The sequence below is a fragment of the Streptomyces vulcanius genome, assembly GCF_042653945.1.
Classification (GTDB): Bacteria; Actinomycetota; Actinomycetes; order Streptomycetales; family Streptomycetaceae; genus Streptomyces; species Streptomyces mangrovi.
On the sequence record NZ_JBHSFK010000034.1, the window covers coordinates 38,016 to 54,418 of the forward strand.

Annotated in this window: 14 protein-coding genes; 4 read left to right on the forward strand and 10 right to left on the reverse strand. The window is 71.1% G+C overall.

The window, feature by feature from the left end; genetic code table 11:
* Nucleotides 1–132 precede the first annotated feature (132 nt).
* The 4 genes from ACFPIH_RS39195 to ACFPIH_RS39210 all read right to left on the reverse strand — a co-directional run bounded on the left by ACFPIH_RS39195 (nt 133) and on the right by ACFPIH_RS39210 (nt 4,443).
* Nucleotides 133–918 carry a polysaccharide deacetylase family protein gene (locus ACFPIH_RS39195; RefSeq protein WP_381180170.1) on the reverse strand — a complete coding sequence of 262 codons (786 nt, stop codon included), beginning with the start codon at nt 916–918 and terminating at the stop codon, nt 133–135.
* Entirely contained in the window at nt 915–1,910 is a 996-nt protein-coding gene (locus tag ACFPIH_RS39200) for a glycosyltransferase family 2 protein (RefSeq protein WP_381180173.1), read from the reverse strand. The genes ACFPIH_RS39195 and ACFPIH_RS39200 overlap by 4 nt, the downstream gene beginning before the upstream one ends.
* On the reverse strand, nt 1,907–2,767 hold the full coding sequence (locus ACFPIH_RS39205) for a glycosyltransferase family 2 protein (RefSeq protein WP_381180176.1): 861 nt from the start codon (nt 2,765–2,767) through the stop codon (nt 1,907–1,909). The genes ACFPIH_RS39200 and ACFPIH_RS39205 overlap by 4 nt, the downstream gene beginning before the upstream one ends.
* Before the next feature lie 467 nt (nt 2,768–3,234).
* A complete protein-coding gene (locus ACFPIH_RS39210) occupies nt 3,235–4,443 on the reverse strand; it encodes a S8 family peptidase (RefSeq protein ID WP_381180180.1) in 1,209 nt (402 codons plus the stop codon).
* A gap of 254 nt (nt 4,444–4,697) precedes the next feature.
* Here ACFPIH_RS39210 and ACFPIH_RS39215 point away from each other — a divergent pair, with 254 nt between their 5' ends.
* On the forward strand, nt 4,698–5,504 hold the full coding sequence (locus ACFPIH_RS39215; protein WP_381180183.1) for an SGNH/GDSL hydrolase family protein: 807 nt from the start codon (nt 4,698–4,700) through the stop codon (nt 5,502–5,504).
* Here ACFPIH_RS39215 and ACFPIH_RS39220 read toward each other — a convergent pair whose 3' ends face one another.
* The 4 genes from ACFPIH_RS39220 to ACFPIH_RS39235 form a co-directional block, all read right to left on the reverse strand.
* A complete protein-coding gene (locus tag ACFPIH_RS39220) occupies nt 5,505–7,106 on the reverse strand; it encodes a serine/threonine-protein kinase (protein WP_381180186.1) in 1,602 nt (533 codons plus the stop codon).
* 182 nt (nt 7,107–7,288) lie between these two features.
* The gene (locus ACFPIH_RS39225; RefSeq protein WP_381180189.1) at nt 7,289–8,962 is read right to left on the reverse strand and encodes a nickel transporter; all 1,674 of its coding nucleotides are present in this window, start codon (nt 8,960–8,962) and stop codon (nt 7,289–7,291) included.
* A complete protein-coding gene (locus tag ACFPIH_RS39230; protein WP_381180192.1) occupies nt 8,959–10,701 on the reverse strand; it encodes a tetratricopeptide repeat protein in 1,743 nt (580 codons plus the stop codon). The genes ACFPIH_RS39225 and ACFPIH_RS39230 overlap by 4 nt, the downstream gene beginning before the upstream one ends.
* Before the next feature lie 191 nt (nt 10,702–10,892).
* Complete coding sequence (locus ACFPIH_RS39235) at nt 10,893–12,416, reverse strand: DUF4331 domain-containing protein (RefSeq protein WP_381180195.1); 1,524 nt, start codon at nt 12,414–12,416, stop codon at nt 10,893–10,895.
* A 212-nt stretch (nt 12,417–12,628) separates the two neighbouring features.
* Here ACFPIH_RS39235 and ACFPIH_RS39240 point away from each other — a divergent pair, with 212 nt between their 5' ends.
* The 3 genes from ACFPIH_RS39240 to ACFPIH_RS39250 all read left to right on the forward strand — a co-directional run bounded on the left by ACFPIH_RS39240 (nt 12,629) and on the right by ACFPIH_RS39250 (nt 14,391).
* A complete protein-coding gene (locus ACFPIH_RS39240) occupies nt 12,629–13,171 on the forward strand; it encodes a sigma-70 family RNA polymerase sigma factor (RefSeq protein WP_381180198.1) in 543 nt (180 codons plus the stop codon).
* A complete protein-coding gene (locus ACFPIH_RS39245) occupies nt 13,168–13,989 on the forward strand; it encodes an anti-sigma factor (RefSeq protein ID WP_381180200.1) in 822 nt (273 codons plus the stop codon). The genes ACFPIH_RS39240 and ACFPIH_RS39245 overlap by 4 nt, the downstream gene beginning before the upstream one ends.
* 126 nt (nt 13,990–14,115) lie before the next feature.
* Nucleotides 14,116–14,391 (forward strand): hypothetical protein, encoded by a 276-nt coding sequence (locus ACFPIH_RS39250; protein WP_381180203.1) that lies wholly within the window; start codon nt 14,116–14,118, stop codon nt 14,389–14,391.
* Nucleotides 14,392–14,603: 212 nt separating this feature from the next.
* Here the strand turns inward: ACFPIH_RS39250 and ACFPIH_RS39255 are convergent, their stop codons facing one another.
* Together ACFPIH_RS39255 and ACFPIH_RS39260 are read right to left on the reverse strand one after the other, a co-directional pair.
* Nucleotides 14,604–15,380, reverse strand: coding sequence for an ABC transporter permease (locus ACFPIH_RS39255; RefSeq protein WP_381180206.1), 777 nt, complete (start codon nt 15,378–15,380; stop codon nt 14,604–14,606).
* Nucleotides 15,377–16,357 (reverse strand): ATP-binding cassette domain-containing protein, encoded by a 981-nt coding sequence (locus ACFPIH_RS39260; protein WP_381180209.1) that lies wholly within the window; start codon nt 16,355–16,357, stop codon nt 15,377–15,379. Before ACFPIH_RS39260 ends, ACFPIH_RS39255 begins: the two co-directional genes overlap by 4 nt.
* Nucleotides 16,358–16,403: the final 46 nt, after the last annotated feature.

Genomic DNA, 16,403 nt, shown 5'->3' on the forward strand with positions numbered 1-16,403 from the left:
CGCCATGATCCGGCACGGGGGCGCCGTCTGCACCCGGTTTCCGCAGTGCGCGCGGTGTGTCGGATGTGTCCGGTGCGTCCGCAGGCGTGGCGCGTGGCCCCGACGGTCGCCCGCCGGGGCCGGGCCGGCCCCTCACACCAGCCGCTGGAGCCGCCGGGTCCGGCGCACCACCGCGTACCCCTTCGTCAGGGCCCGGTCGCGGACGAACGTACGTCCGATCCCGCGCCCTTCGAGGAGTCGTACGAACTCCTCGGCGCCCGTGTCGCGTCGGACCGTCACCCGGCGTAGCGCGTACGGTCCCTGCGCGCGCCGGGCCAGGGAGTTGCCGACGGCCAGCGCCTGCGTGAAGCCCTGCGCGCGGACCGCCGTTCGGACCCGTCTGCTGGAGTAGCCGTACGGGTAGGCGAACGACACCGGCAGCGCGCCCAGTTCACCGGCGACGATGTCCCGGCAGCGGACCAGTTCGGCGCGGAGCGCGGCGTCGTCGAGCTGGTCGAGCTGCGGATGCGTGTGACTGTGGCCGCCGATCTCGACGTCCGCGTCGGCGAGTTCGCGCACCTGCCGCCAGTCCAGCATGGTGTCGAGGCCGCCACCCGTGTCGTGGGCACCCCGGATCCAGCCGGTGGAGACGAACAGGGTGGCCGGGAAGCCGTGTTTCGCCAGGGCGGGGAGGGCGTGCCGGTGCACGCCCTCGTAGCCGTCGTCGAAGGTGATCAGCACCGGACGGGCGGGCAGCGGCCGGTCCGTCCGCCAACGGGCCGCGAGGGCGGCCGTGGTGAGCGGGGTGAGGCCGCCGTCCGCGATCGCCGCCATCTGCCCGGCGAACGCCTCCGGCGCGACCGAGAGGCCACGGGTGGCGTCGTTGGGGTGCGCGGCGACCGAGTGGTACATCAGGATCGGGACGCCCGCCCCTGTCATTCGGCCCCACCCCCGTCCGCCTCGATCGGCACCACCGCGAACGTCGTCCCGTTGCGCCGCGCCCGTACGCTGCCGACGACGTACCCCCCGGCCGCCGTCAGCACCCCGGCGACGATCGCGCCCGCGCGCCGCGCTCCGCCGGGGCGGGCGAGGAACTGGTCGCGCAGGCCGCGTGCCACCCCGGCCGGCAACACCCGGCCGGCGTAATGGCGTTCGGACTCGAGGCCCTTGTCGGTGCCGACGCTGCGGGCGACCAGCGCCTTGGACAGGCCCTCGGCGTAGGTGCGGGTGCGGAAGTAGGCGAAGTGCTCGCGGGCCTCGGGCACCCGGTGGTGGATGACCGCGCGGTCGTCCGTCAGCAGGATCGCGTCGGGTCTCGCGCGGGTGAGCCGGATGCACAGGTCCGTCTCCTCGCCGCCCATCGGCCGTTTGCTGCCGTCGCGCCCGATGCCGGTGGCGAAGCCGCCCACGATGTCGAACGCCGAGCGCCGGAACGACGCGTTCCCGCCGAGGATGTTGCGCACCCGGACCCGGCCGGGCGGCAGGCCCCGGTAGGAGCAGCCCACCACCCAGTCGAACTCCTCGGGGAACCAGGCGGGCCGCCGGCCCGAGGACCACACCGGTTCGGCCCGGCCGCCGACGGCCAGGACACGCGGGTCGGAGTACGGGTCGGCGAACCGCCGCAGCCAGTCCCGTTCGGCCGTGGCGTCGTCGTCGAGGAACGCGATGACCTCGCCGTACGAGGCGGCGATGCCGGTGTTGCGGCCGGCCGACAGGCCGCGCGGGCCCGCGTTGGGCACCACCCGTACCTCGTCGGTCTCCTTGTACTCCCGCTCCAGCCGGTCCTGGAGTTCCGGGTTGTGGTCGACCACGACCAGGGTCTCCAGCGCCGGGTGGCTCTGGGCGCGCACCGAGGCGACCGCCGCGAGGATGTCCGCCCAGCGGTCCTCGGTGTACACGCAGATGACGACCGAGATACCGAGCCCGCTCAAGACACCTCTCCCCGTGCGGAGTCGACCCGTACGGCGTCGACCCGTGCGGAGTCGAGCAGTGGCGAGCGGCGCTCGACGCGGCGCAGCGCGCGCCGGTTGGAGCGTTCCCTGAGGATCACCCGCAGCACCCGCAGCCCGTCGCGGACGGCGCGCAGGTTGCTGACGCCGTGGATGCGCAGGTACTCGTGGCTGGGGATCTCCTGGACCTTCAGCCCGGCCTTGACGACCCGGATGTTCATCAGGGTCTCGACCTCGAAGCCCGTGCAGTCCAGCTCGATCTTGTCCAGGCAGTGCCGCCAGAACGCGTTGTAGCCGTAGCACAGGTCGGTGTAGCGGGCGCCGAACTTGCGGTTGACGATCCCGCACAGCACGCGGTTGCCCAGCCACCGGATGAAGGTCATGTCGTCGGTGCCGCCGCCGTTGGCGAAGCGGGAGCCCTTGGCGAAGTCCGCGCCGGAGACCAGCGCGGACACGTACGAGACGATCTCGTTGCCGTCGGCCGAGCCGTCCGCGTCGACCATCACGATGATGTCGCCGCTGCACGCCGCGAAGCCGGTGGTCAGGGCGTCCCCCTTGCCACGCCCCTGTTGTCCGACGACCTTGACGCCGGGCCACAGTCCGCGCGCGACCTCGACGGTGTCGTCGGTGGAGTTGCCGTCGACCAGGACCACTTCGTGGATCCAGTCGGGCAGGGTCTTGAAGACGTACGGAAGGTTCTCGGCCTCGTTCATCGCGGGGATGACCACGCTGACCGGTGGTGTGATGGCCAGGTGCGAGGTGATCGGCCGGTATTTTCCGGCGATGGACGGATCGTTGGTATGCCGGCCCGATGTCGCCGGCTGCAGAACGGAACTCATGAGTCTGGTCCCTCTCGTCCGGTGGGCCGCCCGCCCCTGGGCGGCCCGGATCCACGTCCGGTTCGAAAGGGGGGTTTCTCACCCCATGGCGGAACGCTCTCCGCACAGATACCGGGTGAGCTGGCAAAGCTGACCGGCTACCGGTGAAAGACGGTGGCCGACCGCGCGGCACGACTCGGCCACCAGGCGGCGACCGAGCACGGCACCCCCCTGCCGCGCTCCCGCTCCGGATGCCGCCGCGGTCCCTGAGCCCTCCCCTGGAGCCGTTGCCGACGGTCCGATGCGAGTGAGAAGTATGACGGTATTGATGATTACGCCCGGATGGCAAGCCCTTGGCGTTCCTCACACTATTTTGTTGGTTTGACCGTTACAGAATGGTGTGTCCCGTCGGGAGGGAGCGAACACGAGTGTTCCCCGGAGGCGACGGAAGCCTCCGGGGAACGGGGGTGCAGCTCAGGATCTCGGTGTCACGGTACGAGCTTCAGCAGCCGGTTGGGCGATCCGGTGCCGGCGCTGGTGACCACGCCGGTGGTTGCGCCGCCGGTCAGCGCCGTGGCGACCGCGGCCGGGGTGGCCGAGGTGTGGCTCGCCAGGTAGACCGCGGCCGCGCCGGCGACGTGGGGGGTCGCCATCGACGTACCGGAGAGGGTGGCGGTGGCGGTGTCACTGGTGTTGTAGCCCGCGACGATCGAGGAGCCGGGGGCGAAGATGTCCAGGACCGAGCCGTAGTTGGAGTAGCTGGCCTTGGCGTCGGTGCTGGTCGTGGCGCCGACCGTGATCGCGGCGGCGACCCGGGCCGGGGAGTACGAGGACGCGTTGGCGCTGCTGTTGCCGGCCGCGACCGCGTAGGTCACCCCGCTGGCTATCGAGTTGGCGACCGCGGTGTCCAGCGTGGTGGAGGCGCCGCCGCCGAGGGACAGGTTGGCGACCGAGGGTCCCGAGTGGTTCGCGGTCACCCAGTCGATGCCCGCGATCACGCCGGCCGTGGTGCCGGAGCCGCTGTTGTCCAGCACCCGCACCGCCACGATGTTGGCCTTCTTGGCCACGCCGTAGGTGGAGCCCGCGATCGTGGTGGCCACGTGCGTGCCGTGGCCGTTGCCGTCGGAGGCGGTGGTGTCGCCGTCGACGGCGTCGTAGCCGTAGGAGGCGCGGCCGCTGATCTGGGTGTGGGTGATGCGCACACCGGTGTCGATGACGTACGCCGTGACGCCGCCGCCGGCGGTGTCCGGGTAGGTGTACGTGCCGGAGAGCGGGAGCGCGGCCTGGTCGATGCGGTCCAGGCCCCAGGGGGCGCTCGACTGCGTGGTGTCGGCCAGCCGGACGGTCTGGTTCTGCTCGACGGCGGCCACCGCGGGGTCGGCTGCCAGTCTGCGGGCCTCGGCGGCGGAGAGGGTGGCGGAGTAGCCGTTCAGCGCGGTGCCGAACGTCTTCCTGACCGAGCCGCCGTACTCCTTGATGAGTTCCTTGCCGGTCGTCGAGGCCGCCTTGAAGCCCGCCTGCGACTTCAGGGTGACGATGTAGCTGTCCTTGACGGCGGTGGGGGAGTTCGCCGCGAGGACCCTGCCCTCGGCCGGGGCGGCCTGGGCGGGGAGTGCGGTGAGTCCGCCGACGAGGGCGGTGGCCGCGATCGTGGCGGCGGCGGTCAGCCGCACCTTGCTGCTACGCAGTCGTGCCATGTGGGGGAGCCTCCTCGAGCGTTGCGTTCCGTTCCTGACGGAAGCAAAACTTCCGTCATCCGGAGGCAAAGGCAAGGGAGTTGAGAAGGTGTCAACAAACTTGACATGGGCACGCAACAAGGTAGGCGAAAAGCGCTGTTGATCGGCCCTGTTCGATCCCTTTAGCAGCCGAAAAGTCTTGGCATGAACACTTCCCGTCAACACGTGTGGTTGCTACGAAAGTTGTGGCAGAGATCCTGCTAAAGGGAGGTTCCATGAGACGTTCCCGACTTGTCGTATTCGTCAGCTCACTCCTCCTCGCCGCCGGCGCGGCCCTCACCGGGGCAACCGCCGCACACGGCTCCCCACTCGCCGCAACCGGCGGGTACGTGGCCCTCGGCGACTCCTACTCCTCCGGCGTCGGCGCGGGCGGCTACATCAGCTCCAGCGGCAACTGCAAGCGCAGCACCAAGGCGTACCCCTACCTCTGGAACGCCGCGCACGCACCCGCCTCGTTCACCTTCGCGGCCTGCTCGGGCGCCCGAACGGATGACGTTCTGGCGAATCAGCTCGGCGGTCTGAACTCCTCCACCGGCCTCGTCTCGATCAGCGTCGGCGGCAACGACGCGGGCTTCGCCGACGTGATGACGACCTGCGTCACCAGCTCCGACAGCACCTGCCTCAGCCGCATCAACACCGCCAGGGCGTACGTCGACTCCACCCTCCCCGGCAAGCTCGACACGGTCTACTCGAGCATCAGTTCAAAGGCCCCGAACGCCAAGGTGGTCGTCCTCGGCTACCCCCGCTTCTACCGGCTCGGCACGCTCTGCCTCGGCCTGTCCGAGACCAAGCGCTCCGCCATCAACAACGCGGCCGACCAGCTCGACACCGCCGTCGCCAAGCGTGCCGCGGCGCACGGCTTCGTCTTCGGCGACGTCCGTACGACGTTCGGCGGCCACGAGATCTGCTCCGGCAACTCCTGGCTGCACAGCCTCAGCCTGCTCAACATCGGAGAGTCGTACCACCCGACCGCGGGCGGCCAGTCGGGCGGCTATCTGCCGGTCCTGAACGGCGCGGTCTGATCACTCACTCGGCGAGGACGAGGGGGAGGTCCCGTCCGACGGGGCCTCCGTCTCGCAGGTGACCGCGAACGGCACGAAGTTGGAGGTCGCCTCGACCGGATCCTGTACCTCGACACCGATCGAGTTCCGGTACGTCCCGCTCTCCGCGTACGTCGACACGATCACCTTGTCCTGCTTCGACGTCCCGCCGCCCGACGCGAACTCCAGCGTCTTCCAGGTCTGTCCCGAGAGCTCGCCGTCCTTCGTCACCCAGCGGTAGGACACCGTCGCGGGCAGCCGGCCCACCGTGATCGTCGCCGTGAAGGCGGGCGCGTCCGAGTCCGACGGCGGACAGGCGCCGTTGTAGTCGGTGTTGGCGCCGCTGACCGAGACGGAGACGGTCTGCCGCTGAGCGCTGGGGGAGGGGCTGTCGCTCGGGCTCGCACTCGGGGCCTCGCTGCTCGGCGCGGCGCTCGACTCCCGCTGCGTCGGCGTCGGGCTCACGCCCTCCGACTGGCTGCTGGTGAGGTCACCGGAGCCGCTGTTGTCGTTGTCGCCCCGGTTCAGCAGCCCGTACGTCAGCCCGGCGACCGCCAGCGCCAGGACGAGCGCGCCGATGGCGAGGACGACACCGGTGCGCCGGTTGCGCTCCGGCTCCGGCTCCGGTGCGTTCGCGTTGTTCGTCCACGGCGGTGCGGGAGGCGGCGACTGCGAGCGAAAGGGTTCGGCGGGGGTGGACACCGTCGGCTGGTACGGCGTGTACGGCGCCGCACGGACCGTGGGCGCGCTGGTCGTGCCACCCGCCGCGACGACCCGCAGCTCCTGCTCGGCCTGGTCCGCCGGCAGCCGCTCGGCCGGGTCCTTGCGCAGCAGCCCCTCGATCACCGGCGCGAGCGGACCGGCCCGGTACGGCGGCGGCAGCTCCTCGTCGACGATCGCGCGCAGGGTACTCAGCGGGGTGTCGTAACGGAACGGGGAGTTCCCCTCGACCGCCGCGTACAGCAGCACGCCCAGCGACCACAGGTCCGACTCGGGCCCCGGCGTACGCCCCAGCGCGCGCTCCGGCGCCAGGAACTCGGGGGAGCCGATCACCTCGCCGGTCATGGTCAGCGCCGAGGAGCCCTCGACCGTCGCGATCCCGAAGTCGGTGAGGACCACCCGGCCGTCGTTCGACAGCAGCACGTTGGCCGGCTTCACATCCCGGTGCAGCACCCCGGCCTCGTGCGCGGCGCGCAGCGCGGACAGCACCTCGGCGCCGATGTGCGCGGCCCGGGCCGGCTCCAGCGGCCCCTCGGCGTCCAGCAGGTCGGCGAGGGAGACCCCGCGCACCAGCTCCATGACGATCCAGGGGCGCCCGTCCTGCATCGCCACGTCGTAGACCGTGACGACGTTGCGGTTCGCGACGCGGGCCGCGGCCCACGCCTCGCGCTCCAGACGGGCGTACATCCGCTCGATGTCGGAGGCCGCGAGGCCGGCCGGGGCACGTACCTCCTTGACGGCGACCTCGCGGTGCAGAACCTCGTCCCGCGCCCGCCACACCGTGCCCATGCCGCCCTCGCCGAGCGGGGTCAGCAGCCGGTAACGGCCCGCGATCACACGTTCACTGCCCGGTTCTTCGGACACGAGCGTCCCCCATTCGCATCCGTTCGTTTTCTCAACTTATCAGCCCACGTGGTAGCTTGTGCCCGTCACGGCAGGGTATGCCGGGGGGACAACATCGCGTTAGCGATCGAGTGTCCGTGAACCTCAACCCATTGGGTTGGAATCCTCCTCCTCCGGGAGGGGGAGGATGCCAAAAACGTAGCTCAGCCGAGCACGGATGACGCCCCCCTGAGTACCAATCCGGCCCCGAGGGCCACGACAACCATCGCGGACCCCAGGGGGGCCGCTCGGCGTATCAGGGCTGTTATCGGGTGGGCGATCCACCCCGGCCGCCGGTCCAGGAGACGGGTCGCCCCGGCCCCCAGCTTGACCACGGCGAACCCGGCGGCCGTGAGGGTCAGCGCGAGGCCGAGGCCGTACGCGACCACGAGCAGCAGCCCGAACCAGGCGTGCCCGAGCGCCGCCGCGCCGACCAGCACGACGACGGCCGAGGGGCTGGGCACCATGCCACCGGCGAAGCCGAGCAGGATCGTGCCGCGGAGGGTGGGGGCGGTGGGGTGGGAGTGGGTGTGACCGCCGTGGGTGTGGGTGTGACCGCCGTGGCTGTGCGCGTGGTCGTGGTCGTGCTCTCGCTCGTGGTCGTCGCTCTGGCCGTGGCTGTGGGTGTGGTGCGTGTGTTCGGCGGGGGCACCGACGAGAGCGAGTTGACGAGCGGGCGCCGGCGCCGGAGCCGGGGCGGGGGAGTGGCTGTGGGAGTGCCCGTGATCGTGCCCGTGGTCGTGATCGTCGCCGTGGGTGTGCGTGTGGCCCCCGTGACTGTGGGTGTGCCCGTTGCCGGGGCCACGGTTGCGCCAGGCGCGGCGTGCCAGCGTCACGCCGGCGAAGAGGACCAGGGCGCCGCTGGCCAGGCCCAGCCAGGCGATCACCGAGGGCGCGGCGGCCGAGCCGGCGGTGACCAGGAGGCCGAGGGCGACCACGCCCAGTGTGTGGGTGATGGTGACCGAGGCGGCCAGCGGCAGGACGTCCTTCATCCGTGCCTTGCCGCCCCGGGCGGCCGCCGTCGCGGCCATGATGGTCTTGCCGTGGCCGGGGGCGACCGCGTGCATTGCGCCGAGGACGACGGCGATGACCAGGGCCAGCGCGGCGAAGCCGAGGGTGAGGTGTTCCCGGGCGACCAGGTTGTCCAGGGCCCGGGTCCAGCGGTCGGCGCCGCGCGGGAGCACGGAGGCGGCGGGCGCGTCCCGCTCGTCGTTCTCCACGAGTGCCGGTCCGCCGGTCCGCACCTTCAGGGACGCGGTCGCGGTGTCGGCGGGCGAGGAGAGCAACTCCTTGGGGTACGTGGTCAGTTCGTCCGAGATCGACTTCGTCGGTACGTCGGAGTCGGCGAGGGTCATCCGGTCGCCGCGCGCGGTGATCTCGCGCCAGCCGGGGCCGGTGGAGGCGCCCGCGCTGTGGAAGCGGAGGGTGACCGTCTCCTTCTTGGGCAGCTCGGCCGTCAGCCCGCACTCCACGCGCAGGGTGTTCAGACCGGCCTGACCGGGCCGTACGGTCGCCTTGCTGCTGCCCGCGGTGAGCGGGACGGCACGGCCGTCGACGGTCAGTCTGCCGCCGGAGGCGGCGGTGGCACAGCGCTGCTTCGCCCACTCGGTCATGCCGAGCCGGTCGATGTCGGGCTTCGCCTGGGTCGCCGGGATCTCGGCGAGGTCCTCGACATGGTCTATGCGGAGCTGTCCGGGGGTGGCGACGAGACCGTCGTAGCGGTTGACGGTGAAGTTGCCGAGGGGATGCGCGCTCGCGCTGGTGGAAGGAGCCAGCGCGAGCGCGACGCCGGCCGTGAACACGGCCGCGCAGGAGGCGAACAGACGACGGGTGTTCACTGGTCCGCCTCCAGCGTCTTGAGCTCCGTACGGGCCTTGGCGGCGCCCAGGGGGGAGAAGCCGGCGTTCAGCTTCAGGGCCGCCGAGAGGTGGGTACGGGCGTCGGCGGGGTGACCGGTTGCCTTCTCGATCACACCGCGGTGGTAGAGGAAACTCGCGTTGCGGTAGCCGGTGGCGGTGGCCTGCCGGGCGTAGGGGAGGGCCTCGGCGTCCTTGCCGTTGACGTGCAGGGCCCAGGCGAGGGCGTCCGCCGTGTGCACGGTGTGCCGGCGGGACCAGTCGTCGCGGGCCGCGCGCAGGGCCGTCGCCTTGTCGCCGTGGTCGGCGGCGGCGAGCGCGGTGTCGAGGTCGGCGTTGACGCCGTTGGCGCGGGCGATGGCGGTCCAGGCGTCGACCAGGGTGTACTGGTCCTCGGCCTTGGCCTGGTCGCCCTTCGCGTTCCGCGTCTGGTACAGCTCGCCGAGCTCGACCAGCGGGCCGGGCAGCGGGTAGCGGGCGACGACGCTCTCCAACCCCTTGATGGCCTCGGCCTGTCGGCCGCTCGCCGCCTGGGCGCGGGCCCTGCCCTCCAGCGCCGGGAGATAGGTGTCGTCGGCGGCGAGGGCGCGGGCGTAGTAGGTGAGGGCCTCGTCGTACTCGCCCTGGTTCCAGGCGAGCAGGCCGAGCTGGGAGGCGACGTATGAGATGTCGCCGGGTGAAGTGGAGGAGCTGAGCGCCTGGTTGAGCACCCGGCGGGCGGTCGTGACGTCGCCGCGCAGTTCGTGGACGTACGCGAAACGGGTGAACACCGGGACGCCGGGCCGCCGTTGGTCGGCGAGGTTCGCCGCCTTCTCGGCGTCCTCGTAGCGGCCGAGTTCGACGAGCGCGTCGATACGGGAGCACAGGGCGCGTTCGCTGTAGGGGTTCTGCTCCAGGGCGCGGTCGGCGTACTTCAGCGCCTCCGCGAACTGGTGCCGGGCGGCGGCGAGGGCGGCCTGGCCGGCCAGCGCCTCGTCGTTGTCCGGGCGCACGGCCAGGGACTTCTTCAGGGCCTGCGCGGCCTGGGGGTAGCGGGAGGGGTCGCCCTTGGTGCGGGCCTGCTCGACGTAGGCGAGTCCGAGGGTGGCCCAGCTGCCGAAGTCCCGGGGCTGGGCGCGCAGATGGGCCTGCATCGCCTTGATGCTCGCGTCCAGGTCGCCGCTCGCGAGCAGCCCCGGCGAGACGGCGGCCGCGGTGACCACGGGTGCCTGCTGCCCGTCCCGCGCGGCGCCGATCGCGATCGCCCCGGCGGTGAGCCCCACCGCCAGCATGGCCGCACAGGCCCCGAGCTGCACGGCCCGCCACCGCCGCCCGGCAGCGGCGACCCGCCGCACGGCGTCGATACGGACGTCGGAGCCGGGGTGGTCGTGGTCGTGACCATGACCATGACCGTGGTCATCGTCGTGGTGGTGGTCGCCGTGGGAGTGGCGGGTACCGGCGGCGGGGCCGTCGGCGTCGGCGACTCCGCCGGTCGAGGCCGCGTCGCCGTCCGCTTCCGCTTCCGCTTCCGCGTCTGCATCCGCTTCCGCGTCGGTACCGGCCGTGTGCGCGGGAGTGTCCTGCGCCGAAGTCTTCTGGGTTCCGTCAGCGGTGTCGTAGGGGAGCGTGTCCGTGTCCGCGGAGTCCCCGGCTCGTCCGGTGGAGGGGTGCTCGGGGGTCGGCTGCGTATCCCGTGCCGAGGGCTCGTGCTCCGGTTCGCCGTCGTTCGTACGCGGGGACATGCCCTCTCCTAGGTCGCCTGGGGTGGTTCAGCCTGCGAGGTGCGTGGGGGGTGGCGCGGCCCGCGCCGTGGGGGATGGATGCGCGGGCCGCGCCAGTCGGTGGGGCGGGCGGGCCGGAGAGTGCAGGATTCTCTCCGGCCCGCCCTGGTGCCTCTCCGTGAGAGAGGTCCTGGCGGGGAGTCCGGACGGACTCAGTGACGCCGGTAGGACGGCCGGCGCATCCGGCGCATCCAGATCAGGCCGCCGCCGATGAGGAGGATGCCCGCCGCGCCGGCGCCGGCGGAGGCGGCGATCAGCGGGGTGTTCTCGGACGAGGTGTTCAGGGCGTCACCGAGGGCGCTCTTGGTGTCGGCGCCGCTCTTGGCGATCTTGCCGCGCGAACCCTCGGTCGGCAGGGCGATGTACGGGAAGTACTTCTCGAAGTTCTTGTCGTTCTTGTCGACCGCGTCGCCCAGGTCGTTCTTGGCACCGACCAGTTCACCCTCGACGACCTGCAGCGAGGCGTCGATCACGTCGTCTGTGAGGCGACGGCCGTTCGGGAAGCCCGCGTTGTCGCCGTCGAGGACACCGAGCCGCTTGGGGTGGGAGGCCGGCTTGATGGAGGTGTTGAGGCGCAGTTCCTCCGAAGGCGTCACGTACGGCGGCTGGTTGAGCCCCTTGACGCCCTTCAGGAACACGTCGACCAGGTCGTTGCGCGGCTCGGCCGGGGCCTTGATCTTGAAGATCGCCTCGATGAGCTTCGGCAGCTCGGGGTTGGTGACGTTCTTCAGGAACTGCCCGTCGTCCTTGGGCTGGGACGCGTTGAACTTGTCCTTGTCCTTGATCGGGTTGACGACCTCGTTGACCAGCGGGCTGCCGAGGCGCGAGACCTGGGAGTAGTAGCCCTGGGCGTTCTCGCGCGAGGTGGTCGTCCAGATGCCGACGATCGGCTGCTTCTTCGACTCGGCGATCAGGTCGTTCGGCACCTGGAGGGCGATCGTGTTGACGTTGTAGCCCTTGAGGGTGTCGTTGCCGACCTCGGAGAGGTCACCGCCGTACAGCAGGTCGAAGACGCGCAGGTCGGCGAAGAACGGGTCGTCGGCCTGGCCGGCGAACGTCTTCGAGCCGTTGGACAGCTTGTAGATCGCCTGGTCGCGCAGCTTCGAGTACTTCGGCATCGACGCCTTGCCCACGTTGGACGGCGCCACCGGCACGTCGTCCGCGAGCTTGGTCTCGTGCTCGACCTTGCCCTTCTTGAGCTTGATCAGCTCCAGGTCGTAGGTCTGCGTGACGTTGAGGTCGGGGTCGTACAGGCTGTCGACCACACCGGTGTTGTAGAGGAACGACTTCCGGTTCTTGACGTTCGTCTTGAAGGTGTAGCGGAAGATCAGGTCTTCCTTGGCGTCACCGTCGTTGTCGATGCGGACGTCGTACTGGGCGTCCTCGGCGAACTGGTAGAAGTTCGGGCCGCCACCGGGCTCCTCGAACGGGATGACGTTCGCGATGATGGTCGTCGTGTCCGGGTGGTCCGGGCTGACGAACGCGTAGAGGTCGGTGTTGTCGTACTGCGGGGTACCCGAGATGAGCGGGGCCTCGCGGTGGCTGGAGGCCTGAGCAACCCCCGGAGCCAGCACCACGACGCCGGCGGCCGTGAGCGCCCCGGCGGCAAGTGCCCCACTGATGAGAGTCGCGACGCCCTTGCGTCCCGGGCCGCTCTTGGAGATAGCTGCTGTCATGCCGTCCTGCCGTCCGTCCTCTGTGCCAACTTGCCTGACGGACAGTGATACGGAGCTGAGGGCCGATCGGATTGGTCGAAATCAAAAAACTTTTTTTCGCTGCTCGACCCGCGTTTCGGGCACTCTGATCCGTACCCCATCCGGAGGTGTGTCCGTTGCGAATGCCTGGTGTGACGGGGCGGCCGTGGTGCGGTCGCGGAGAGGGGGACCGGATGGAGGCGGACGAGCTGCTCGTGCTCGTCGCGGGCGGAGACCAGCGGGCATTCGAGCAGTTGTACGCAATCGTGTCCGGACCGGTGTTCGGACTCGTACGCCGTGTGGTGCGCGACCCCGCGCAGTCGGAGGAGGTGACTCAGGAAGTGCTTCTGGAAGCCTGGCGCTCGGCCGCCCGGTTCGACCCCGGGCGGGGCAGCGCCCTGTCCTGGATCCTCACCCTCGCGCACCGCCGCGCCGTCGACCGGGTGCGCAGCGCCCGCGCCGCCACCGACCGCGAGCAGCGCGAGGCCCGGCGCTACCACGACCCCGCCTTCGACCAGGTGGCAGAGGAGGTCGAGGCGGGCCTGGAACGCCAGTTGGTGCGCCGCTGCCTCGACCGGCTGACGAACCTCCAGCGGCAGTCCGTCACCCTCGCCTACTACGACGGCTATACGTACCGTGAGGTGGCCGAGCGGCTGAAGCTGCCGCTGGGCACCGTGAAGACCCGGATGCGCGACGGACTCACGCGGCTGAGGGACTGCCTGGGAGGTGCCGCGTGAGCGTGTTCGGAAAACTGTTCGGCCGCGGGGACCTGCACTCGCTGGCCGCCCCCTATGCCCTCGACGCCCTGGAACCCGACGAGCGCCGCCGCTTCGAGAAGCATCTGCGCAAGTGCGACCGCTGCGCCGCCGAGGTGCGCGCGCTGGCCGAGGACGCCGTACGGCTCGCCTGGTCCCAGGCCGCCCCGCCGCCGGCCGCGATGCGTGACCGGGTGCTGGCCGCCGTACGCGCCACCCCGCAGGAGCCGGGGCGTGCGCCGGTGAGGGAGCACGCGCCCCAACTGCCCCCACACGTCTGGGGCACGCAGCCGCCGCCCGGACGCTCCCATGCGCCCCGTGCGCGCCGACCGGTCTTCGCGCCGTTCGCCACGATCACCGCGGCCGCGGCCCTCGTGGTCGCCGCGCTGTTCGGTGTCCAGGCCAACCGGACCCAGGACCAGCTGAACGCCGAGCGCGCCCAGTCACGTGACATCGCCCACGTTCTCGCAGCTCCCGACGCCCGGGCGACCAACGGCACCGACACCGAGGGCCGCGGTATCGGAGTGATCGCCTCCGCTTCCGAGGGGGAGGCGATCGTCACGCTCACCGGATACGGAAACCCGCCCGGCGGACAGGTGCACCAGCTCTGGCTCATGCGCCCCGACACGCAACCACGCTCCCTCGGCCTCTTCAGCGGCGACACGCCCTTGGTGGCGACGGGCCTCGACAAGACCGCGACATCACTCGCTGTGACCGTGGAGCCCGATGGCGGCTCGGCTCAGCCCACCACGCAGCCGGTTGTCCAACTCACCCTGAAATCGGTCGGATTCGGAGAGTGATCGAAAGGGGTACGTCAACCCCCTTGTGGGAAAGGTGATTCCTGAGGGCTCGATACACGCGTGCCCGGATGGGGCGATAGGGTTACTCTGCCCGGGCCGGGTGGACTCGTACGGGTGGGGAGTGACATGGATCAGATAACGATGCGGAGCAGGGCGAGGGTTCCTGCTATCACCTGCGGGAGCAGCGCGAGCAGTTCGCGCCTCGACCGCCATCTCTCGGTGCTGGGAGGTCCCGCCATACCGCAGCGGGAAACGGTGGAGGCGACCTCGCTCATGCGGGAGCTGACCGCACGTGAGCCCGCTCAGGAGCGCAGCCCCCGAGGCGCGCGAGTGCGCCGGGTCTCGCTGTTCGCGCCGCTGCGCCGGCTGCGCCGCTCGCTGTTCGGCGGACACAAGCACTGAACCCCGCGCTCAGGCGGACACACCGTCCCGGCTCAGCGCTGCGCTCTCGACGTCCGTCATCCCCGCGGAACGCAGCAGCGCTTCGGTGTGCTCCCCGAGCGCGGGCAGAAAGCACGTCCGTGCCTCCGAACCACCCGGCAGTGTGACTCGGAGGCAGTTCCGCCCGACGGTTCCGACCGGCGACTCCCCTACCCGTCGCCCCGTCGGCCGTGTCAGGGCCTCGCGTACCGCCGTACGGCCAGCGGTACGAACACCGCGAGCAGCAGCGCGCACCACGCCAGGGACCCGGCGACCGGGTGCGCCACCGGCCAGGCCGCGCCCTGGGGGACCGGCGCGTTGCCGAACAGGTCCCGCAGGGCCGTCGTCACCGCGCTGAGCGGGTTCCACTCCGCGAGCGTCCGCAGCCAGCCCGGCAGATTGTCGGTGGGGATGTACGCGTTGGACAGCAGCGGCAGCATGAAGGTCGCGCTGCCGAGCTGACCGGCCGCCTCCTCGCTGCGGGAGAGCAGTCCGAGGTGGATCCCGATCCAGGTGCAGGCGAACCGGAACAGCAGCAACAGCCCCACCGCGCCCAGGGCCGCCGCCACCGACCCCTCGACCCGCCAGCCGACCGCGAGGCCCACCAGCAGGAAGGGCACCGTCCCCGCCGCCGTGACCACCAGGTCGGCCACCGCCTGTCCGAGCGGCACCGCCGCCCGGCTCACCGGCAGGGTGCGCAGCCGGTCCGTCACACCCCGGTGGACGTCCTGCGCCGCCTGGAACATGCCGGTCATGATCCCGTTGGCGGCGGTCGCCACCAGCAGCCCCGGCACCAGGAACGAGCGGTACTCCGCGCCGGGCATCGCCAGCGCGCTGCCGAAGACATAGCCGAAGAACAGCAGCATCGTGATCGGCATGGTCTGGGTGAGGATGGCCAGCGCCGGGTTGTTGCGGACGCGGAGCAGCTGCCGGCCCAGCATGGCCGTGCCGTCGTACGCGAGGGTGCTCATGCCGCGGTCTCCTTGTCTGCCATGGTCTGCTTGTCCGTCATGGTCTGCTTGTCGCCGGTCAGCCGGAGGAACACATCGTCGAGGGTGGGCGGTTTGAGGCTCGCGTCGAGCAACGGTACGCCCGCCGCGTCGAGTTCGCGCACCAGCCGGGGGAGCGTGAGCGTGCTGTCCCGGGTGACCGCGCCGACCGTGTTCCGCGGACGGTCGAACGTCGGTGCAGTACCGGTGAGTTGGTCGAGCACGGCCGCCGCCCTCGGCAGCGCGTCCGGGTCCGCTACGACGACCTCGGCATGGGAGCCGACGAGCGCCTTGAGCTGCCGGGGTGAGCCGGTGTGCGCGACGCGGCCCTGGTCCACCAGGGCGATGTCGTCGGCGAGTTGGTCGGCCTCCTCCAGGTACTGGGTGGTCAGCAGGACCGTCGTGCCGTCCTGCTTCAGTTCGCGCACCGCGGCCCAGATGTCGCTCCGGGACGCCGGGTCGAGACCGGTGGTCGGCTCGTCCAGGAAGAGCACCGCCGGACGGCGGATCAGGCTCGCGGCGAGGTCCAGGCGGCGCCGCATACCGCCCGAGTAGGTGGACGCGGGACGGTCGGCGGCCTCGGTCAGGCCGAAGCGGGTGAGGAGTTCCCCGGCGCGCTCGGCCGGGCCGCGCACCCGGTGCAGACGGGCGAAGAGCCGGAGGTTCTGTCGGCCGGTGAGGTCCCCGTCGACCGTGGCGTACTGCCCGGTGACGCCTATCGCTTGCCGTACGGCCGCCGCCTCCCGGACCAGGTCGTGGCCCGCGACCCTGGCCGACCCCGCGTCCGGACGGAGCAGCGTGGTCAGCAGCCGTACCGCCGTGGTCTTGCCGGCCCCGTTCGGTCCGAGGATCCCGCAGACGGTGCCCCGTGCCACGGCCAGATCGAGCCCCCGCAGGGCACGCACCTCGCCGAACCGCTTCTCCAGACCTTCACTAAGTACATCGTACGTAGAAGTCATGCGTCGACCATAGCGCACTACGTACGGTGTACGTAACTAGGATGGT